The organism is Acinetobacter sp. NIPH 542, assembly GCF_000369825.1.
GTDB classification, from domain to species: Bacteria; Pseudomonadota; Gammaproteobacteria; order Pseudomonadales; family Moraxellaceae; genus Acinetobacter; species Acinetobacter oleivorans.
Map to the genome: position 1 here is coordinate 265,240 of NZ_KB850204.1, position 20,564 is coordinate 285,803.

Consider the following 20,564-nt stretch of genomic DNA (forward strand, 5'->3'; position numbering starts at 1 on the left):
TACAACCGTAGGTTCATCCAAATGAACTCATAAATATTGTCCTTATCTTAATAGATGTTTAAAAATTGTCTAGTCTGTAAATATATGAAATTTAACAATTTATTTAGAGTAAAAACTCTAAAATACGATCTTAATCTATTAATTATTTTAGTTATATAATAAATGAAAAATAAAAAAAGCCTCTATTTCCAGAGGCTTGTTGAATAGTTTAAAAGTTATACAGCTGAAAGTGCTTGGTCTAAATCGGCAATTAAGTCATCAATATGCTCAATTCCAATTGAAAGACGTACCATATCTTCGCTTACACCAGCAGATTTAAGTTCTTGTTCATTAAGCTGGCGATGAGTCGTCGTTGCAGGATGACATGCCAAACTTTTTGCATCGCCAATATTTACGAGACGAGTAAATAATTGAAGAGCATCGATGAATCGAGTGCCGCCTTCGAGACCATCTTGTACGCCGAAAGATAAAATTGCAGAAGGTTTACCTTTTACATATTTTTGAGCAAGCTGATGCTGTGGATGATCTTTTAAACCTGCGTAGTTAACCCATTTTACTTTTGGATGAGTCTGTAAATATTCCGCAATTTTTTGAGCATTTTCAGTATGACGCTCGATGCGGAGGTTTAGAGTTTCGAGACCTTGTAAAATCAAGAAAACACTTAGTGGGCTAATTGCCGCGCCTGTATTACGTAATGGTACTACACGAGCTCGTGCAATATAGGCTGCTTCACCTAAAGCTTCGACATAATTAACCCCGTGATAACTTGGATCAGGCGTGTTCAAAACTTTAAAACGTTCTGGATATTTACCCCAAGGGAATTTACCGCTATCTACAATCGCTCCACCAATGCTATTACCGTGTCCACCGATATATTTAGTAAGTGAATGAATGACGATATCGGCACCATATTCAAAAGGTTTTAATAAAGCAGGGGTGGCAACGGTGTTATCGACAATGACAGGTACACCATATTCATGTGCGATTTTTGAAATTTCTTCTAAATCGATGATATTTCCAAGTGGGTTACCAATCGACTCAACAAAAACAAGTTTAGTTTTATCATCAATTAAGTCACGTAAGCTTTCAGGTTTCTGATAATCAAAAAAGCGAACTTCAATGCCTTGTTTTGGTAAGGTATGGGCAAATAGATTATACGTTCCGCCATACAAGGTTGAGACTGAAGCAATATTGTCTCCAGCTTCGGTAATCGTCTGAATTGAGTAAGTAATTGCTGCCATTCCAGAAGCTAAGGCTAAAGCACCAATTCCGCCTTCGAGTGCAGCAAGGCGTTGCTCAAGTACAGCAGTAGTCGGGTTCATAATACGGGTATAGATATTACCCTGAACTTTTAAATCAAAAAGATCGGCACCGTGTTGTGTGTTATCAAATGCATAAGAAGTGGTTTGATAAATAGGGACTGCAACAGCTTTTGTGGTTGCTTCTGGTGAATAACCAGCATGGATTGCTAAGGTTTCATCTTTATAAGTCATGATTACTTCATCTTCGTGAGTTAAATATTGAGCGAGTCTAGCCTAAAATTCATATTGAAAATTGCAGAAATTCTGGTTTGTTTTCTAATTTTAGGAATAAAGATAGAAAAATATACGCTGAAACGCTGTATAAATCTTATACATAAACATTTTGCAACTTATTGAAAAAGAAAATTGTTTGATAAATCCGTACGATGGAAATCATAACTTCAAGTCAATGAGGTTTTCAGCGTATAATACGCGCGATTATTTATCGCTTATGCGATGTATTGGTTTTTCAATTGAGGAGTCCTGCGTGGCCCAATATATTTATACGATGAACCGAGTGTCTAAAATGGTTCCGCCAAAGCGCGAAATCCTAAAAGACATCTCTTTATCATTTTTCCCGGGTGCCAAAATTGGTGTGCTCGGTTTGAACGGTGCAGGTAAATCTACTCTGCTTCGTATTATGGCTGGCGTAGATAAAGATTTCTCTGGTGAAGCTCGTGCACAACCTGGAATTAAAATCGGCTATTTAGAGCAAGAACCACCGCTTGATCCAACTAAAGACGTTCGTGGTAACGTTGAAGATGGCGTACGTGAAGCTTTAGATGCATTAGAGCGTCTTGATCAGGTTTTTGCAGAATATGCAGACCCAGATGCAGATTTTGATGCACTTGCAAAAGAGCAGGAAAAATTAGAATCAATTATCCATGCTTGGGATGCACACAACCTAAACAACCAGCTTGAAATTGCTGCGGATGCTTTGAATCTTCCAGCTTGGGATGCAGACGTAACATTACTTTCTGGTGGTGAGCGTCGTCGTGTTGCACTGTGCCGTTTATTGCTTTCGAAACCAGATATGTTACTTCTGGACGAACCGACGAACCATTTAGATGCAGAATCTGTAACTTGGTTAGAACGTTTCTTGAAAGATTTCCCGGGCACTATCGTTGCGATTACGCATGACCGTTATTTCTTGGATAACGTGGCTGAGTGGATTCTTGAACTTGACCGTGGTATGGGTATTCCTTATCAAGGAAACTATTCTTCTTGGTTAGAACAAAAGAATGCGCGTTTAGAACAAGAGCAGAAACAAGAAGAATCTTTTGCTAAAGCATTGAAAAAAGAACTTGAATGGGTTCGTTCAAATGCGAAAGGTCAGCAAAAGAAAAACAAAGCACGTATGGAACGTTTTGAAGAGCTTAACTCTAAAGAATTCCAACAACGTAATGAAACGTCTGAAATCTATATTCCACCTGGCCCGCGTTTGGGTAATAAAGTTGTGGAAGTTGAAGGTATCAGTAAATCATTCGATGGCCGCTTGTTGTACGAAAACTTAACGTTTACCGTACCTCCAACAGCGATTGTTGGTATCGTTGGTCCAAACGGTGCGGGTAAAACGACTTTATTCCGTATGATGACTGGTGAACAGCAACCTGATACAGGTACTGTGACCTTAGGTGAGTCAGTTAAAGTGGCTTATGTTGGTCAGATTCGTGACACTCTAGATAATAATAAAACTGTTTGGGAAGAAGTTTCTGGCGGTTTAGATATCTTAAAAATCGGTGATTACGAAATCGCGTCACGTGCCTACATTGGCCGTTTTAACTTTAAAGGTCAAGATCAGCAAAAACGTGTAGGTGAATTGTCTGGTGGTGAACGTAACCGTTTACAACTTGCGAAGATCTTGCAGATGGGTGCAAACGTGATCTTACTGGATGAGCCATCGAACGACTTGGATATTGAAACTTTACGTGCGCTTGAGGATGCAATTCTTGTATTCCCAGGTACGGTAATGGTGGTATCGCATGACCGTTGGTTCCTCGACCGTATTGCGACACATATCTTGTCATTTGAAAATGAACAGCCAGAATTCTACGCAGGTAACTATGCAGAATACGAAGCATATCGTCAGTCACGTTTAGGTGATGACGCTGTTCAAAAACGTACGAAATACAAAAAAATTAGCGGTTAATTTCTGCTAATTGAAAAAACCAGCCTAAGGGCTGGTTTTTTGTTTTATGAGAAAGCTAGTTTACTAAAAGCTTCTTGTAAGCGATGCTCCGCATCGGGGTGACCTTGACTGGCTGCTTTTTTCAGCCATTTTTCAGCTTCACTATAATTTTTATCTAGGCCAAATTGACCATTAAGATAACCAATACCGAGTTTAAATGAAGCATCGGCGTTACCTCTTAAAGCTGCACGGAGATAGCACCACATTGCATTGCGGTCGTTTGGAGTAATATCTAACCAATTTTGCATACGTTCATGATCTTGTACGGCTAACTCTTCAAAGCGTAAGCCTTGTTCAATTTCATCTACAGCTTGCGAATGCATATCAGATGGCAAGTTTTCAAAAGCAAACAAGTGATTAAGCCCATGCTTGATTGATTTCATATTCATGATAGTCTCCCTTGTTCCTCAATTTGATTGAATTGACTCACACTTTTAAGCTAGTCCCTTATATTGAAATCTTATGTTTTTTTTTGTAAATGTGATATAGCGCTTTTGGATGAAAAATAATGAAGTTTTGGCTTACATAAAAGTTACACGTGTTTTTATGTAAAGAAAATTAGTTTAGAGCTTCTCTTTATACCTAGCATATGACCGAGTTTTAAAAAATAGAAAACAATATTTTTTGATTTTTTCTTCAATTTATTTTGACTGGAACATTTAATTAAAAGTTATAAATATCAAACAAAAGAAATTTTTTTAAACAAAACCAGCCTAAGGGCTGGTTTTTTATTTTAAGATTGAAAGATCTTATTTATTAAAGTCACCATGTAAATCTGACCATATTAATGATGGAGCTACCGTAATCACGTCAAAGGTCATTGCTAAAGGATATAACGCCATGCGTGTTACACGTTTAAACGGATGTTTCTTGGTTATTTCATCTTTTTGCTGTAAAGCGACTGGATAGGGAACTGAGAGTTGCTGTTGAATTTTTTGATTCTCTGCTTTTTGATAAATCTTTCCTTTAAAGCGGATGATGGTGAAAGGATAAAAAACTTGTTGTTGATTTTCCATTGCCATGAATTGATTTTTAAAACCTAAGGTCTTTAAAAGTTCCTTTTGCTTTTCATCCATTTGGGAGGTAGGGATATTATAACGAATCGTTATTTCTCCATGGAAATGGGTGGAATCATCCATCTCAAGTACAAGCGGTGATGGAGTCTTTATTGTTCTCTGCTCTGCTGGAATGCTTTTGATAATATTTAAAAGGTTTGAGCTCCCCTCAGTCATTAAATAATTATAATCTTGACCGACAAATACAAAGCCTTGTTCTTGATCATTTTTAACTGCTTGACCTAAAGCAATAATTTGATCGGTTTTTAAAGTGGTTGTTTTAATTTCAGTTGTTTCATTTGGTAAAGCGGTGGACAACATATTAGTCGCGCAGCCTGTTAAGCCCAGACAAATTGTTAATATAGATATAGAAAAAAGCTTGTACATAAAGGTTACTCAAAAGAAATTATTTTTGTCTCGTATAGAGTGAGATAAGTTCTAAATTAAAAAACGGAGATTTATGAATCGAGGTTTTGTAATTTTATTACATGCCTAGAGCCTGTTATAGTGCCTTTGTTCAACTTTTTAGTTTAATGGTGTGCTTTTGCCACGTTCCGCAATTTTTATGTCCATCTTGTTTAGTTTGCTTATATTCCAGAGTTTATGGAATGTAGCAGCTGCATTTTGTGCGCATGAAAATCAGGAAAAAGCATTGCATCATTTCGGGCATCACGCAGCTTTAGATGTATATCAACCTTCACATCAAGCTCATACTGAACAGAAAGATGCTGGAAATATTTCTCATAAAGCGCCTTTAAATTTGCAAGATCATCATGATCATTTGCCTTCATGTTTTCATGTGGTGATGACTGAAGTTGCAAAGCAAGCTGAAGCACCTGTTGTGCATGTGCAGGAACTCTCACAAATTTATTACTGGTCTAATTCTTACCAGTCACCCCATCTTACTGCTTTAAAACCTCCTCCTGTTTTTACCCCGCTATAGGTGGGATAGCCAAAACAAGCCCACCGCATCTCTTATTTATTGCGGGGCAAAAACATGTCTTCTATTTTTTCAACTCGAGTGAGTTCTACTTCTCACTTAGAGAGTAACGTTAAGATAACGTTAAAAAAGGTTTTAACAATCTCAAGCCTATCTGTTGCCATGCTATTGGTTGGACAAGTAGCGATGGCTCAGTCTGAGATTCAACAAGAACGTTATATTCAAAAAGCAGCGTTTACTTTTGACCAAGCCTTAGAGCAGGTACAAAAATATCAAAGTCAGCAAGGTGTTTGGAAAGCACAGCAGCAAATGGCTGAGGCCAATTTAAAGCAAAGTCGTTTATGGGCCAACCCAAGTCTTTCCATTGAACAAACTGGCTTCCAGAGTGATCAAGAAAAAGAACTCGCGATAGGTATTTCTCAGCCTTTAGATATTTTTGGACAACGTAAGGCTGCGCAAAACTTAGCAAAAGTGGAAATATCAAAAATTGATTTGGCTGAGCAGCGTTATCAAGCTGAGCTTGGATTAATCGTTAAATATTTCTGGTCACAAGTGGCTTTGCTTGAGCTTGAAAAGTCTCTTATTGCAGAGCAGCTAGAAGTCAGCCAAGAAAATTTGTTGGCATCAGAAAAGCGTTATCAAGCAGGAAGTATTGCGCAAGTTGATGTAGACCGAGTGCGGATGTCTCACTTGGAAAATCAGCGTTTATACCAACAAGTTGATTTAAAACTTCAAGTTGCGAAACAACAATTGGTGAACTTATGGGGAGGTGGTTCAAGTCAGTTTCAGCTATTCCAAAGTCCAAATCAGTTATGGGCGTTGGCCGCGAATGTGGAACCCAGCCAAGATGCGCAAAATAATTTATTAGAGCGTTCTTTCCAGCTAGATGCTCTTGCACAGCAAGCCAATATTCAACAGCTTAAAGCAAAAGCAAGACCACAACCTACAGTAACTTTGGGTGTTAATAACACTCGTTCTCCAGAACAGAGTACAGATAACCAAATTCGTTTAGGTGTGGAAATTCCTTTAAATCTTTTTAATCGCCAGCAATACGGAATCAAGATTGCTCAGGCCAAACAAGAGTTATCTCAACGCCAGCAAACCTTTTATCGACAGCAGAATCAGGTTGATATTGAAACCCTAATGTCAGAGTTAAAAGGGCTGCGCATCCAGTTTAAACAACTGAATGATCAGCAAGTTCCTCTTGCTATTCAAGTTCAGCAAAAGACATTGCAAGGTTTCCGTCTGGGTAAATTCGCCGTTACCGATGTGCAGCAAGCCACCATGCAATTGCAAGACGTGCGCTTACGTAAAGTCGAGCTATTAAAACAGGCTTGGCAAAACTCAATTGAAATCCAAAGCTTGCGTCTTGGGTTAGAACCAGAACAAATCATGGCGAAAGATGCCTTAATGCAACTCAATCAACGTGCTTGGCAACAAAGTCAAACATTCCCAACTCAGGCAGGAGAATAATAATGTCTAAAAATTTAAAGAAAAATTCTCAATGGCTTTGGGTCGGGGTGATTGCTGCAATCACTGCACTATTAATTGGTTTACTGGTTTTAAATTCAAAAAATAAATCTAATTCTTCCGAAGCATCAGCATCGGAAGGTCACGGACATGCTGAAGAAGAGGGGGAAGAACACCATGAGGAGGGTGAAAAACCACTGCTACTCACTGCTCAGCAAATGCAGGAACAAAATTTAAAAATTGAACAAGCTGAACTAGGTGAAGTTCCTCAACTTCAAACTTATCCAGCAAAATTGGTTGTAAATACAGACCGACAAGCCCATGTCTCGCCAAGTTTTAGTGGTCGTGTCGAAGCGGTATATGTTGAATTGGGGCAACAAGTTAAAAAAGGGCAGGCTCTCGCAAGCTTATTGGTTCCAGATTTGGTCGATCAACAAGCCAATTTGCAAATTGCCCAGTCTAATCTTGATTTAGCGCGTCAGGACTATGAACGTGAGCGTAGCTTATGGTCTCAAGGAATTTCGGCCAAACAAGATTATCAACGAGCTTATAACGCTTACCAGCAGGCCCAAATTCAAGTGAAAGCAGCTCGCTCACGTCTAAGTGCATTTGGGGCGGGTTCGGTCTCAGGAGGACGCTATACCTTAACAGCGCCAATTTCTGGGATGGTGAGTAATAAAGATATTGTGGTGGGTGAAAACGTACAGCTAGCAGACCAGCTTTTTATTATTAATCAGCTTGATCAGTTGTGGCTGGAGTTTATTTTACCAAGCACCGCAAATCTGAATTTACAGCCAAATCAGCAGATTGAATTTAAATCTTTACAAACTGGGAATGCATTTAACGCTCAAGTTCAAAGTTTAACAACTGAAGCCGATGCTCAAACGGGGCGTTTACAAGTACGTGCCAAGGTCTTGGCAAATAGTAGTGAATTGCGTCCAAACTTAATGGTTAATGTTGAGCTGAATTCTTCAGGCACAACGCAAAAAGTGACCCGTGTAAAAGCTCAGGCTATTCAACAAGTCGAAGGTAAAGACGTTATCTTTACCCCAAAAATGGTTAAAACAGGCTTTGAATTTGAACCTGTCACTGTACAGTTGGGGCAACGTTCTAAAGATGGTCAGTGGGTCGAAGTTGTAAAAGGTATTAATCCAAGCCAGCGCTATGTGGCAGAAGGTAGCTTCTTGCTGAAATCCGAACTGGAAAAGGGAGAGGCGGAGCATGGACATTAATAAACCTGAGCTACCCAAACCAGAAGGGTTGTTTGATAGAGTTATTCAGTTTGCTATTCAAAATGCCATTTGGGTTATGCTATTTGTACTGACTTGGATTGGAGTTGGGATCTGGAGTTATCAAAAGCTTCCTATTGATGCAGTTCCCGATATTACTAATACGCAAGTCCAGATTAATACTCAAGCCAATGGATATACCGCTTTAGAGGTTGAACAGCGGATTACCTATCCTATTGAAAATGCGATGGCTGGAATTCCAAATCTGGAACAAACCCGCTCTATTTCACGTTATGGGCTTTCCCAAGTCACCATCATTTTTAAAGATGGAACCGATATTTATTGGGCAAGACAACTGATTAACCAGCGTTTACAAGAGGCGGACGGGCAACTGCCTGAATCAGTCGATCCAGTTATGTCTCCTGTTTCTACAGGTTTAGGTGAAATTTACCAATGGGTGGTAAAAGCAAAATCAGGCGCTAAGAAAGCAGATGGCACGGCCTATACAGCCATGGATTTACGTGAAATTCAGGACTGGATTGTACGTCCTCAATTGCAGCGTGTGAAAGGCGTGGCCGAAATTAATAGTATTGGTGGCTACAATAAAACCTATATTGTGTCACCTGATTTAAAACGTTTGCAGCAGCTTCAGATTTCAATCAATGAATTTCAAACTGCGCTGCAAGAAAATAATGAAAATCGCGGTGCAGGTTTCATTGAAGAAAACGGAGAGCAACTCACCGTTCGTGTGCCGGGCATGTTAAGTAGTGTTGAAGATATTCAAAACATTACTGTGAGCACCAAAAATGGGTTACCAATTCGCGTGGCCGATGTGGCAAATGTTTCTATTGGGCATGATTTAAGAACAGGTGCTGCAACTTACAATGGTGAGGAAACGGTTCTTGGCATTGCCATGATGATGATGGGAGAAAATAGCCGTACCATTGCTCAGGCGGTTGATACCAAAATTAAGGAAATTCAGTCTACATTACCTAAAGGTGTGGAAATCGAAACGGTTTATGACCGAACGAGTTTAGTAAACAAAGCAATTGCAACCGTACAGAAGAACCTTGTTGAAGGTGCAATTCTGGTTATTGTGATTTTGTTTATTTTTCTAGGAAATTTTCGAGCTGCTTTAATCACAGCCTGCGTTATTCCCCTTTCGATGTTATTTACCCTGACAGGTATGGCTGAACAAAACATTAGTGCCAACCTCATGAGTTTAGGAGCGCTCGATTTCGGGATTATTGTAGATGGTGCAGTCGTTATTGTAGAAAACTGTATTCGACGTCTAGCAGAAGCACAGCATGCTTTACATCGACCCCTTACACGAGCTGAGCGATTTAAAGAAGTATTCCTTGCAGCAAAACAGGCCCGTCGACCACTTATTTTTGGGCAAATGATTATTTTAGTGGTTTACCTACCTATTTTTGCCTTATCTGGTGTTGAAGCCAAAATGTTCCATCCAATGGCAATGACTGTGGTGATGGCGTTATTAGGTGCCATGATTCTTTCTGTAACATTTGTACCTGCGGCAGTTGCTCTTTTTGTTACGGGTGAAGTGAAAGAAAAAGAAACGCGTTGGATGTTGCTTTTAAAGCAGAAATACCGAGATATCCTCGATCAGGCTTATCAGCTTAAGATAGTGGTTGTTAGTTTTGCATTAAGTATTTTAGTGCTTACAGGCGTGTTAGCTACCCAAATGGGCAGTGAATTTGCACCTCAACTTAGTGAGGGTGATTTTGCCTTGCAGCAAATGCGTTCACCGAGTACTGGGCTCGAGCAATCACTGCGAATGCAGGAAAATACTGAAAAACTCATTTTGAAAAACTTTCCAGAGGTAAAAGCTGTTTTTGCTCGAACAGGAACGGCTGAGGTTGCAACTGATGTGATGCCGCCAAATATTTCTGATGCAGTTATTTTACTTAAACCGCATGATCAATGGCCAAACTCTAAAGAGACGCTTGCTGAGCTGCGTTCACGTATGGAAGCTTTTTTAGCGACATTACCCGGTAATAACAGTGAGTTCTCTCAACCGATCGAGCTGCGCTTTAATGAGCTAATTTCAGGGATCCGGAGTGATATTGGTGTCAAGGTTTTTGGCGATGATATGCAAGTACTCAATGAGCAGGCTCAAGCACTCGCTCAGAAAGTACAAAAAATTTCAGGTGCTACCGCGGTTAAGGTAGAACAAACGAGCGGTTTACCGGTGCTGAGTGTTGAAATTAACCGACCTCTGGCTGCGCAATACGGACTATCTGCAAAAGCTATTCAAGATATTGTGGCGGCAAGTGTTGGTGGACAAAATGTTGGGCAGATTTTACAAGGCGATAGACGATTTGATTTTGAAATTCGCCTAGAAGACCAGCAGCGTACTATCCAAAACTTAGCTCAACTTCCGATTCAGCTACCAAATGGTGGACTGATCCAGCTTCAAGATGTCGCTAAAGTTGAACGTACCTCAGGTTTAAATCAGGTGGGGCGTGAAAATGGTAAGCGCCGTGTCATTATTACTGCAAACGTAGAAGGCCGTGACTTAGGATCATTTGTTCAAGAGTTAAGAACAACACTTGCAAAGGAGCAACTGCCAGCAGGTTATTGGTTGGAATATGGCGGTCAATTTGAAAATCTAGCGTCAGCTGCTGCACGAATGAAAATTGTTGTTCCATTGGCGCTTGCTATGATTTTTATTTTACTCATGGCTGTATTCCATAATGTTAAAGAAAGCCTGTTAGTGTTTAGCGGCGTGCCGTTTGCTTTGTCAGGTGGTCTTATTGCCCTTTGGCTAAGAGATATTCCGCTTTCAATGTCGGCTGGTGTTGGGTTTATTGCCTTATCAGGTGTCGCTGTTTTGAATGGTCTGGTGATGCTGAGCTTTATTAAAGAGCTTAGAGAAAAATTTGATATTCAAACTGCAACATGGAATGGAGCGATCTTACGTTTAAGACCTGTACTCATGACGGCTTGTGTCGCGTCTCTTGGCTTTATTCCAATGGCTTTGGCAACTGGAACTGGTGCAGAAGTACAGCGACCTTTGGCAACCGTAGTAATCGGTGGCATTATTTCATCTACGATATTAACGCTGGTTTTATTACCGGTCATTTATCGATGGATGAATGAAAGCAAGACGAAAAGTGTTGAGCATTCATAATGTCATCGATTTGAGATATCTTTTTTGATGACAGAGTCAATTCAAAAAAGTGTTTGAAAGAGTTAAAGGTAAGGGTGTCTTCATCGTTACTTTTAACTCACCATAAAGATAAATAAAAAGGAGTCCGCAAAATGGGTGGACATCATGGTCATGATCATAGTCATGCTGTAGTGACTGAAGGTAATGCTAAGAAATTAACGATTGCTTTAGCGCTTACAACAACGTTTTTAATTGTTGAGGTCATTGCTGGTTTAATCACACAAAGTTTGGCATTACTTTCTGACGCTGCGCATATGTTTACAGATGCAGCTGCTTTGGCAATTGCTTTGGTCGCCATTCAAATTTCCAAACGTCCTGCCGATAATAAACGCACTTTCGGTTATCAGCGCTTTGAAATTCTGGCTGCTTTATTTAATGCACTCATGCTTTTTGTAGTGGCAATTTATATTTTATATGAGGCCTATATCCGCTTCTCTAAGCCACCTGAAATTCAAAGTATGGGAATGCTCATTGTGGCGACCATTGGTTTGGTGATTAATCTCATCTCAATGAAAATTCTCATGTCGAGTGCTAATAATAGCCTAAATGTTAAAGGTGCTTATTTAGAGGTATTGAGTGATGCTCTAGGCTCAGTCGGCGTTATTATCGGGGCACTCATCATTTACTTCACCAACTGGTACTGGGTCGATACGATTATTGCGGTACTGATTGGCTTTTGGGTATTACCAAGAACATGGGTTTTACTTAAACAAAGTATTAATATTTTACTCGAAGGTGTGCCAGAAGAAGTGGATATTGAGAAGTTACGTACAGATCTGCTTTCTTTAAATGGTGTGGAGAGTATTCACCAACTTAAAGTATGGGCGATTACTTCTAAAAATATCCATTTAACGGTGCATTTATTTGCACCGCAAGCGGATCGTACCAAGCTCTATCAAGATGCTGTTGAAATGCTTTCTCATGAACATGGTATTGGCGAAGTAACCTTGCAAATTGAAGACGATGCCGAGATCAATTGCCAGCATATTGCTCAACATGCTTCACACGAGCATGATAATAAAGAACATTCACATCAGCATTAAGCTGATGTGAATACTTTTTTAAATTTCCCATTCGTGATTGCAGTCACGGCATTTCCAATGTTTTTGTGACTGCATAAATGCTTGCATAGACAGTTTAAAGTCCGGCAAATCACGCCAAAACATAAAACCTGCTCCTACAGTCACAACAAAAACAACTACTGTTGCGATTTGAAGAGTGCTACCTGCACCATTGCCAAAAATCCACATAAAAATGCTAATCACAACCAAGAGTAAAAGCATAAAAAGTGCAGGAATTAAGATAGCGAGGCTTTTAGGAACTGCTGGTTTTACGCTGTTCATGCCTTGGCTTACAGGCATGATTTTAACACTTTGACATTGAGGGCAACGATATTGCATGAGAACTCCACATTTAGTTTGAATCTATTCTAACGGAAATGTCGGAAAAGAAAAAAATTTGTAAGATATCGATGAAGTGCTATGAGTTAGCAGAAAAATTACTTATGAATAAACAAACAAATATAAAAAACTGATGATTTATCCGTACACATAAAAATTAAAATAATATTGTAGAGCATGCTAATCTACAGAAAAATGAAGTGTGATTAGCACTATAAATGAGCTTAAATACTCATAAATAGGACGTGGAATAAATATAAAAAGGAGAGAGGGACTTGGGTCAACAAGATGACAATAAGTCGCAGCCTACAACGACAGCATCGGTTTTAGCTACCCCAGATACCGCAAAACCGTCATTATCTCGTCGATTACTGCATAAGACATTGCAACATGCCCAAGATGCAGTTGGGTTTGCTAGCGACACAACACGTAATATTGCAGAGGTTGCTGACGCGGCTTTAGACGCGCTCGATCAAGTGACTACTCATACGCGACGTGGAGTTGTTGGAATGACAAATCTGGCGGCTGGCACTGTAAGAGATATGGTGTCTGAAACCAGTGAAACCGCACGCCAAGTCGCGTTGATCATGGCGCGTACATTTTTGGGGAAGAGTACCTTAACGTTGTACTTACCTGAAATGTTATTAAATAATCAAATCCGTAAGCGCATAGATCGCTCTGAAATTGATGATATTAAAATCAAGTGTGGCAATGATAGTTTCCAAGTCGAGATCGATGGGCATTATCATCGTTTCATGTACCGTTTAAGTTTAGATTTTAAAGTATTGGAATGTCGTATTGGGCAGGAAAAGTTTTTGCGCCTACGTCAAATGGATGAAAGTCTTGATGTCCAGATTCGTCATGGAGGAACGCTGTCAAACTGGGCTGTGCGCCGTATTGGTCGAGTTGGTTTTGAAGTCGTAAATATGTTACCCATTCCATCACTTATTAATCATTTGATTGGTGATATTCCGGGTATCCAGCGTGATGGCCACCGTATGTGGTTTATTGACCTAGAGCAGGCAGGATTTATTGACTTTATTAATAACCGCTCTTGGATGGTTGAAAAGCTTTTGAGTCTGACAGATTTTAGTATTTTACCTGGTTTAAATATTTTGAGAGAAAGTCGAGAGTTGGTCCAGCAATTGGTAGATCAATTTGAAATTAGAGGACTACGGGTACAGTCGGGTCGCCTCGAAGTACAAGTGGGAATTGCAAGCTCATAGAGCATAGTAAAAGCTGATCATTGATTGGCTTTTTTTAGGTAAAAAAAAGCCACTGACGTTATGCAGTGGCTTTTTAGAATTTGGCGTCCCTACGGGGATTCGAACCCCGGTTACCGCCGTGAAAGGGCGATGTCCTAGGCCTCTAGACGATAGGGACATATGTGAGGCATACATCTGAAAAAATTATTGGCGTCCCTACGGGGATTCGAACCCCGGTTACCGCCGTGAAAGGGCGATGTCCTAGGCCTCTAGACGATAGGGACGTTTCAGAGGTGGGCGTATATTAGGTCGATTTAATAAAAGTGTCAAATAGTTTTCTGAAGAAATATTAAAAAAAACAGTCAACCGATTAAAAATAACTCTAATTGTGGAAAATATATACATTTATCCTTCATTTTTCTGAAAAGGCTCAATAATTGCCTTTATAACAGACGGATGTTGTAGATAACCTAAAATCTCATGCGGCTGGTTGGCAAAGGTATAAATCTTCTGATTAATAATTGGAGGATCAAAATTAAATGGGGCCTCACATAGTGGAAATGCAGTTAGAAAATCGTCTTGAGAGTAAAAATTAAACCAATCACCGTGAATACATGATGGCCTAACGATTGGAATCGGAAGCTTACTTTGAATTACGCGAAAAGATAAAGGAGAAGCTAACGTTATAAATCGTTTAATTGAGAACCGATATGCAGGATTTGAAAGAAGGTTAAAGGCAATAACCGAGCCGAGAGAGTGCGCAACGACAATATAATCTTCATTTTCTCGCATTTTCTTTAAAATCCGTTCATTTACTTCCTCCATAAATTCAGGATTAGATAAGTACATATAAGTCTCAATCAGAAACTGTTGTATCAAGCTCTCATGTAATTTAGGGAAGTTATTTAACAGAACAACCAACTCTTTGAGTAGGCGGTCTTTTACGAGCTGAGAGGTCAGATAGATTCGTTCTGAAAAGCTTTTTTCAGCGGAGTCAGTTGCTGGTAGCAATAAAGGAACAAATGGGGTGTGCTCTTTAGCAGGAGGATTATGGGGATGTAAATGAATGGGTAAATAATTATTTAAAAATGACTTAGGTAATAACGTATTGAGGTCTAATTGATTGCTTAATCGATATTTAGTCATTAGGTCGCCATAAAATGGCATATGAATATGAAGATCGCGCACGTTAACTTTGCAAGGCATCTGTTTTAGGCCAAGCTTAAATACTTTTAGCCAATGCTCTTTTAAGCGATGAGCAGTGTAATTCTGTTGATTCATCCCGTGGATAAATATAATTTTCATTCTATACAAGGAATTGTTTTTAATATAAATTTTAATCTACAACGGTACGTTATATAAAACCAGTATGTAGGCAAAAAAAAGTGTAGCTTTTTGCTACACTTTAATTCAATCAAAGCGAATTAGGCTTTATTGCGGTAAAAAATAAAATAGCTGACATAACATAAAGCTGTAAAAATAAGACAGCCCACAAAACCAGCACGCATTTCAGGGTCTGCAGCCATACTTAAGCAAGTAATAAAGCAGAAAATAAAACCTAAAATTGGAACGATAGGGAATAATGGAGCGGCATATTGTAAGTCTTTAACAGTATGGCCAGATTTGTACCATTGGCGGCGGAAATTGAACTGACTTAAACAGATGCTCATCCAGACAATAACCATGGTAAAAGCAGCTACACCGAGTAGATTCTTAAAAATAGTCTCTGGTGCAAATTGCTCTGATAACAAACCAGGAATTGCTCCAAACATTGTTACAACTAGAGCAACAATAGGCGTCCCACTTCTTGAAAGTTTAGAGAATACGCTAGGTAATAATTTTTGTTCTGACAGTGACCACATCATACGTGAAGCAGCGTAAAGTCCTGAGTTTGCTGCCGAAAGCAGAGCGGTAATAATTACAAATCGAATAATGTCATCCGCATATGGAATGCCAATATAATTAAATACAGTAACAAAAGGACTGCTACTTACGCTTTCACCGCCTAAACCTGCAAGCTGGAAGGGAAGCAAGGCGCTAATAACAATAATGGTACCTACAAAGAAAATAAGAAGACGCCAAATCGCGGCATTAATTGCTTTGGGTACATTCTGAGCTGGATCTTTGGTTTCACCTGCTGCTACGCCAATTAATTCTGTGCCTGAGAAAGCAAAGTTAACAATCAGCATGGTGGTGAAAATAGGAATTAAACCATGTGGGAACCAGCCTTGCGCTGTAAGGTTACTAAATAGCGGTGCAGTTTGGCTGCCATGAAAAGGAATTAAACCAAAAATTGCTAGCAGGCCAAGCACAATAAAAGCAATCACGGTAATGACTTTAACAAGAGCGAGCCAAAACTCAGACTCAGCAAAAATGCGAGTTGAACTAATATTTAAGCCAAAAATAGTGATTGCAAAAACAATTGTCCAGATCCACATTGAAATATGTGGGAACCATTCCTGCATGAGTAATGCCGCAGCTGTGAACTCAGTTCCAAGCGTTGCAGTCCAGGTCAGCCAGTACATCCAAGAAATCATATAGCCAGTACTAGGACTAATATATTTTTTGGCATAAGCACCAAAAGAGCCTGAAACAGGCATGTGTACAGCAAGCTCTCCTAGGCAAAGCATGACCATGTAAGCGATCGCGCCACCAAGTATATAGGCAATAATTGCGCCAATAGCTCCAGTTTGTGAAATGACTTCCCCTGAACCTAAAAAGAGACCAGTTCCGATAGCTCCGCCTAGTGATAACATCACAAGATGGCGAGTACTCATGGCTCTTTTTAAAGGTGCAGTACTGTTCTGATGCTGATGAGCATCTAGTTGATTGTCAGATGGCTGCATATTACACATTGAGAGAATTAAGAAAGACGCTATTTTAGATAAAATAGACAAATGTGCAATCTAGAAAGAGATAAAGAATAAACAGTAAGGTGACGATAGAGTCTTTTTATAATTTTTAAAGCAGAATATGGCGTCCCTACGGGGATTCGAACCCCGGTTACCGCCGTGAAAGGGCGATGTCCTAGGCCTCTAGACGATAGGGACTTGATGAGGCAAACACAAAGGAGCGTGGTGGAGTCAAGCGGGATCGAACCGCTGACCTCTACAATGCCATTGTAGCGCTCTACCAACTGAGCTATGACCCCAGTTTGTGTGAGCGCAATATTAGGGGGGATGCGCTCACACGTCAACAAAAAAATGAATTAAGCTTCGCTAGTTGCTTCATTTTTAGGCAATTTTAGGCTCTCATTGAGTTTTTCCCAATTTTTAACTTCTTTCTTGCTTGGTCCACCCACAACTTCTAAGGCGCGGCGTAAACGAGCGAAAGTTAAATCAGGTCCAAGGGTCACCATCGACTGCATTACAGGTGTTGAACTAGTTGAACCTGCAATTGCGATAAAGAACGCTGGCATGAAATCGCGTAATTTAATCTCCATCTGATTCGCAAGATCCATTAGAGTTTGGCTAACAGTGTCGTTATTCCAAGTAAACTGACCTTCAAGACGCCAAATTGCAAATTGCAGACTTTGACGAACCTGTTCTTGAGTCAATTTTTTGCTTTCAAACATTTCAGCAGTAATTTGTGGCATATGGTTAAAATAGAAACCAGCCCAATTCACAGCTTCTGAAAGTAAATTAATACGCGGTTGAATGGCAGCTGCAATATCTTCTAAAGTGCTGCGATCACTTTTCCATGTTAATAAGCGGTCTAATAATTGACCAGGGGTTAAGCCTTTGATCCATTGACCATTTAACCAATTCAGTTTTTCAACATCGAAAATTGGTCCACCTAGTGAAACACGTTGAATATCAAAGCTATCCATCATGTCTTGTAGCGTAAATACTTCACGCTCATCTGGCATTGACCAGCCCATACGGCCTAAATAGTTTAATAAGGCTTCTGGTAAAACGCCGATATCGCGGTAGTAGTTAATTGATGTCGGGTTCTTACGTTTAGACAATTTTGATTTATCTGGGTTACGCAACAATGGCATGTGACAAAGTGTCGGCATTTCCCAACCAAAATATTGGTAAAGCAACTGATGCTTCGGTGCAGATGGAAGCCATTCTTCACCACGTAATACATGAGTGATTTCCATTAAATGGTCATCTACAACATTCGCTAAATGATAAGTCGGTAACCCATCATTTTTAAGAAGAACTTGCATGTCGACTTGTGCCCAAGGAATTTCAACTTCCCCGCGTAATAAGTCATTAAATTTACAAATACCTTCTTCAGGTACTTTCATACGGATGACGTGGGGTTCGCCCACTTCTAAGCGACGAGTCACTTCTTCTTGAGAAAGTTTTAACCCGCGACCGTCATATTTTGGTGTTTCACCGCGTGCTTGTTGTTCAGCACGCATCTGGTCTAGTTCTTCAGCAGTAGCGAAACAATAAAAAGCATGACCTTTTTCAACAAGTTCTAATGCGTATTGCTTATAAATTCCCATACGTTCAGATTGGCGATACGGCGCATGAGGACCACCTACATCTGGGCCTTCAGACCAATTTAGGCCTAACCAACGCAATGAATCCAAAATCATTTTTTCAGATTCTGGCGTAGAGCGAAGTTGGTCTGTATCTTCAATTCTTAAAATGAATTCTCCGCCATGTTGTTTCGCAAAACACATGTTAAATAAAGCGATGTAAGCGGTGCCGACATGAGGAAAACCGGTAGGAGAAGGTGCAATACGAGTACGAACTTTCATAGGTAATGGGTCAAAATAAAAATTGAAACTATTATAACGAAAAAGCCCAGTATTCTGACGTTTTATTTAACGTCAGTCTGGGCTAAAACTGAAACGAAGAGGGGGTGTTTCAGATTTTAAGAAGCATGCGGCTGGAAGATTGCCTGAACAAAACGTGAAAAACGTTCGTGTTGTGCAGCAAGAAAATTTTGAGTCGGTGTAACGCGAATAGTATTGAGTACCTTAAGCTCATCATCTGAAGAAGGTAATACAATAGGATTACGTTTCTGTTGATCTAAAGCTTTTTCAATAAGCGAAGTCTGCTTATCTGACCCAGTTTTATTTGGGGTATCTTTAAGTACTGCTGCTGCAGAAAATTGTGATGCTAAACCCAGCACCAAACTTAAGCTTAACGCTTTTCCATAATGAATTTTCATTATTAATCATCCCCTCTGTTCATTACATTTCAACTATTTTTTGAGTTTAACGAAATGTAAAATTACGGTAATGCTACGATTTAAACATAAATCTTAATAAAAAAGTGGAACTGTGTCACACTTTTTACAAAAATTATCTATATTTTAATCTGGTCGACCCCAATGTAGGTCATGTGTATCCTTTACGCTTCATTATTTAACAAATTAATGTGTAGATAAAGTGAAGGCCCTCATTAAGTTGTAAGAATAATTACAAAAAATTTCAAAAATGAAATGATTTAGGCTTCTTAAGCTATATATCTTAAAGAGATTAATAAAAAATATATTAATATAAGTAATTGATTGTAAATTATAAAATTAAAAATATAGTAAAACTAAAACCAATGATGGATTTTGTAAATGAAAAAAATATCAATAATGGCTGTAGCGGTGTACTTGGGAATGGCAACAGCAGCTCAGGCAGCTACTTCTTTTTTAAATGTTTCTTATGATCCGACCCGAGAATTTTATCAAGAATATAATCAGGCTTTTGGGAAGTTTTGGAAACAGCGTACAGGTCAGGATGTTGAGTTTAAACAGTCGCATGGTGGATCTGGTAAACAAGCTCGGGCAGTAGCTACGGGGCTTGAAGCCGATGTTGTAACGTTAGCGTTAGCGAATGATATTGATGAGATTGTGAAAGCAGGTTTTATCCAACCGAATTGGCAAAAAGAATTTCCAAATAATTCTGCACCTTATACTTCGACTGTTGTATTCCTCGTGCGAAAAGGTAATCCAAAAAATATACGTGACTGGAATGATTTAACAAAACCAGGTGTGGAAATTATCACTCCTAATCCTAAAACAGGGGGCGCACCGCGTTGGATTTATTTATCGGCATGGGGTTATGCTTTAAAGCAACCGGGTGGAAATGATGCCAAAGCTCGTGAGTTAGTTAAAAAACTTTATCACAATGTAAAAGTACTTGATTCGGGAGCACGTGGTTCGCTAACAACATTTGCTGAGCGTGGAATTGGTGACGTTTTATTATCATGGGAAAACGAAGCTTTATTGGCGACTAAAGGACCTGATAAAGATAAATATGAAATCGTTTACCCATCAATTTCAATTTTGGCAGAGCCTTCCGTCGCAATTGTAGATAAAACCGTAGATAAAGATGGCAACCGAACATTAGCAAAAGGCTACTTGAACTTTTTATATTCACCATTAGGGCAAGAGTTGGCTGCTAAACATTATTTCCGACCACGCAATGCGCAAGTGGCTGCTAAATATGCAGCACAATTCCCAAAAATTAAATTATTTACCATTAATGATGTTTTTGGTGGCTGGGCTAAAGCTCAAAAAACTCACTTTGCAAATGGGGCTGTCTTCGATCAAATTTATGATGGGAAGCAATAATTAATTAAGTTTTTTTAGAGTCGTTTATTTAATCATTAAGCGGCTCTTTGTATTT

Annotated in this window: 16 protein-coding genes and 4 tRNA genes; 8 read left to right on the plus strand and 12 right to left on the minus strand. The window is 39.4% G+C overall.

Annotated features, from left to right (window positions below):
* Positions 1–215: 215 nt before the first annotated feature.
* Entirely contained in the window at positions 216–1,493 is a 1,278-nt protein-coding gene (locus tag F886_RS02285) for an O-acetylhomoserine aminocarboxypropyltransferase/cysteine synthase family protein (protein ID WP_005300900.1), read from the minus strand.
* A 295-nt stretch (positions 1,494–1,788) separates the two neighbouring features.
* Between F886_RS02285 and ettA the strand changes: the two genes are divergently transcribed.
* Entirely contained in the window at positions 1,789–3,450 is a 1,662-nt protein-coding gene (ettA, locus tag F886_RS02290) for an energy-dependent translational throttle protein EttA (protein WP_005300902.1), read from the plus strand.
* Between the two features lie 44 nt (positions 3,451–3,494).
* On the opposite strand, the gene F886_RS02295 is transcribed toward ettA, so the two are convergent.
* Entirely contained in the window at positions 3,495–3,878 is a 384-nt protein-coding gene (locus F886_RS02295; RefSeq protein WP_005300904.1) for a tetratricopeptide repeat protein, read from the minus strand.
* 360 nt (positions 3,879–4,238) lie between these two features.
* Positions 4,239–4,931: a YidX family protein gene (locus F886_RS02300; protein WP_005300906.1), complete on the minus strand. Its 693-nt coding sequence runs from the start codon at positions 4,929–4,931 to the stop codon at positions 4,239–4,241.
* 157 nt (positions 4,932–5,088) lie between these two features.
* On the opposite strand from F886_RS02300, the gene F886_RS02305 reads away from it, so the two are divergent.
* From F886_RS02305 to F886_RS02325, 5 genes are all read left to right on the plus strand, one after another.
* The gene (locus F886_RS02305) at positions 5,089–5,487 is read left to right on the plus strand and encodes a cation efflux protein, CzcI-like (protein ID WP_212749658.1); all 399 of its coding nucleotides are present in this window, start codon (positions 5,089–5,091) and stop codon (positions 5,485–5,487) included.
* A 54-nt stretch (positions 5,488–5,541) separates the two neighbouring features.
* A complete protein-coding gene (locus tag F886_RS02310) occupies positions 5,542–6,957 on the plus strand; it encodes a TolC family protein (protein ID WP_005300912.1) in 1,416 nt (471 codons plus the stop codon).
* 2 nt (positions 6,958–6,959) lie between these two features.
* Positions 6,960–8,186, plus strand: a complete 1,227-nt coding sequence (locus F886_RS02315) for an efflux RND transporter periplasmic adaptor subunit (protein ID WP_005300914.1) — start codon at positions 6,960–6,962, stop codon at positions 8,184–8,186.
* Entirely contained in the window at positions 8,176–11,334 is a 3,159-nt protein-coding gene (locus F886_RS02320) for an efflux RND transporter permease subunit (RefSeq protein ID WP_005300915.1), read from the plus strand. The genes F886_RS02315 and F886_RS02320 overlap by 11 nt, the downstream gene beginning before the upstream one ends.
* A 131-nt stretch (positions 11,335–11,465) precedes the next feature.
* Positions 11,466–12,416, plus strand: a complete 951-nt coding sequence (locus F886_RS02325; protein ID WP_005300919.1) for a cation diffusion facilitator family transporter — start codon at positions 11,466–11,468, stop codon at positions 12,414–12,416.
* An 18-nt stretch (positions 12,417–12,434) separates the two neighbouring features.
* On the opposite strand, the gene F886_RS02330 is transcribed toward F886_RS02325, so the two are convergent.
* Positions 12,435–12,773, minus strand: coding sequence for a membrane protein (locus F886_RS02330; protein ID WP_005300922.1), 339 nt, complete (start codon positions 12,771–12,773; stop codon positions 12,435–12,437).
* Positions 12,774–13,048: 275 nt separating this feature from the next.
* Between F886_RS02330 and F886_RS02335 the strand changes: the two genes are divergently transcribed.
* The gene (locus F886_RS02335; RefSeq protein WP_005300925.1) at positions 13,049–13,999 is read left to right on the plus strand and encodes a hypothetical protein; all 951 of its coding nucleotides are present in this window, start codon (positions 13,049–13,051) and stop codon (positions 13,997–13,999) included.
* A gap of 81 nt (positions 14,000–14,080) precedes the next feature.
* Here F886_RS02335 and F886_RS02340 read toward each other — a convergent pair.
* The 8 genes from F886_RS02340 to F886_RS02375 all read right to left on the minus strand — a co-directional run bounded on the left by F886_RS02340 (position 14,081) and on the right by F886_RS02375 (position 19,111).
* Positions 14,081–14,156 (minus strand) — tRNA-Glu (locus F886_RS02340).
* A gap of 30 nt (positions 14,157–14,186) precedes the next feature.
* Positions 14,187–14,262, minus strand: a tRNA-Glu gene (locus F886_RS02345).
* A 121-nt stretch (positions 14,263–14,383) separates the two neighbouring features.
* On the minus strand, positions 14,384–15,283 hold the full coding sequence (locus F886_RS02350) for an alpha/beta hydrolase family protein (protein ID WP_005300927.1): 900 nt from the start codon (positions 15,281–15,283) through the stop codon (positions 14,384–14,386).
* Positions 15,284–15,402: 119 nt separating this feature from the next.
* A complete protein-coding gene (locus F886_RS02355; RefSeq protein WP_005300929.1) occupies positions 15,403–16,824 on the minus strand; it encodes an amino acid permease in 1,422 nt (473 codons plus the stop codon).
* Positions 16,825–16,952: 128 nt separating this feature from the next.
* Positions 16,953–17,028 (minus strand) — tRNA-Glu (locus F886_RS02360).
* A 25-nt stretch (positions 17,029–17,053) separates the two neighbouring features.
* Positions 17,054–17,129 (minus strand) — tRNA-Ala (locus F886_RS02365).
* Positions 17,130–17,186: 57 nt separating this feature from the next.
* A complete protein-coding gene (gene gltX / locus F886_RS02370) occupies positions 17,187–18,695 on the minus strand; it encodes a glutamate--tRNA ligase (RefSeq protein ID WP_005300931.1) in 1,509 nt (502 codons plus the stop codon).
* 116 nt (positions 18,696–18,811) lie between these two features.
* On the minus strand, positions 18,812–19,111 hold the full coding sequence (locus F886_RS02375; RefSeq protein WP_005300933.1) for a hypothetical protein: 300 nt from the start codon (positions 19,109–19,111) through the stop codon (positions 18,812–18,814).
* A gap of 399 nt (positions 19,112–19,510) precedes the next feature.
* On the opposite strand from F886_RS02375, the gene F886_RS02380 reads away from it, so the two are divergent.
* Positions 19,511–20,509, plus strand: a complete 999-nt coding sequence (locus tag F886_RS02380) for a sulfate ABC transporter substrate-binding protein (RefSeq protein WP_005044064.1) — start codon at positions 19,511–19,513, stop codon at positions 20,507–20,509.
* The last annotated feature ends 55 nt before the right edge of the window (positions 20,510–20,564 follow it).

Coding starts and splice junctions, on each gene's coding strand:
- F886_RS02285 (WP_005300900.1), bottom strand. CDS start 1,493: ATGACTTATAAAGATGAAACCTTAGCAATCCATGCTGGTTATTCACCA.
- F886_RS02295 (WP_005300904.1), bottom strand. CDS start 3,878: ATGAATATGAAATCAATCAAGCATGGGCTTAATCACTTGTTTGCTTTT.
- F886_RS02300 (WP_005300906.1), bottom strand. CDS start 4,931: ATGTACAAGCTTTTTTCTATATCTATATTAACAATTTGTCTGGGCTTA.
- F886_RS02310 (WP_005300912.1), top strand. CDS start 5,542: ATGTCTTCTATTTTTTCAACTCGAGTGAGTTCTACTTCTCACTTAGAG.
- F886_RS02315 (WP_005300914.1), top strand. CDS start 6,960: ATGTCTAAAAATTTAAAGAAAAATTCTCAATGGCTTTGGGTCGGGGTG.
- F886_RS02320 (WP_005300915.1), top strand. CDS start 8,176: ATGGACATTAATAAACCTGAGCTACCCAAACCAGAAGGGTTGTTTGAT.
- F886_RS02325 (WP_005300919.1), top strand. CDS start 11,466: ATGGGTGGACATCATGGTCATGATCATAGTCATGCTGTAGTGACTGAA.
- F886_RS02330 (WP_005300922.1), bottom strand. CDS start 12,773: ATGCAATATCGTTGCCCTCAATGTCAAAGTGTTAAAATCATGCCTGTA.
- F886_RS02350 (WP_005300927.1), bottom strand. CDS start 15,283: ATGAAAATTATATTTATCCACGGGATGAATCAACAGAATTACACTGCT.
- F886_RS02355 (WP_005300929.1), bottom strand. CDS start 16,824: ATGCAGCCATCTGACAATCAACTAGATGCTCATCAGCATCAGAACAGT.
- gltX (WP_005300931.1), bottom strand. CDS start 18,695: ATGAAAGTTCGTACTCGTATTGCACCTTCTCCTACCGGTTTTCCTCAT.
- F886_RS02375 (WP_005300933.1), bottom strand. CDS start 19,111: ATGAAAATTCATTATGGAAAAGCGTTAAGCTTAAGTTTGGTGCTGGGT.
- F886_RS02380 (WP_005044064.1), top strand. CDS start 19,511: ATGAAAAAAATATCAATAATGGCTGTAGCGGTGTACTTGGGAATGGCA.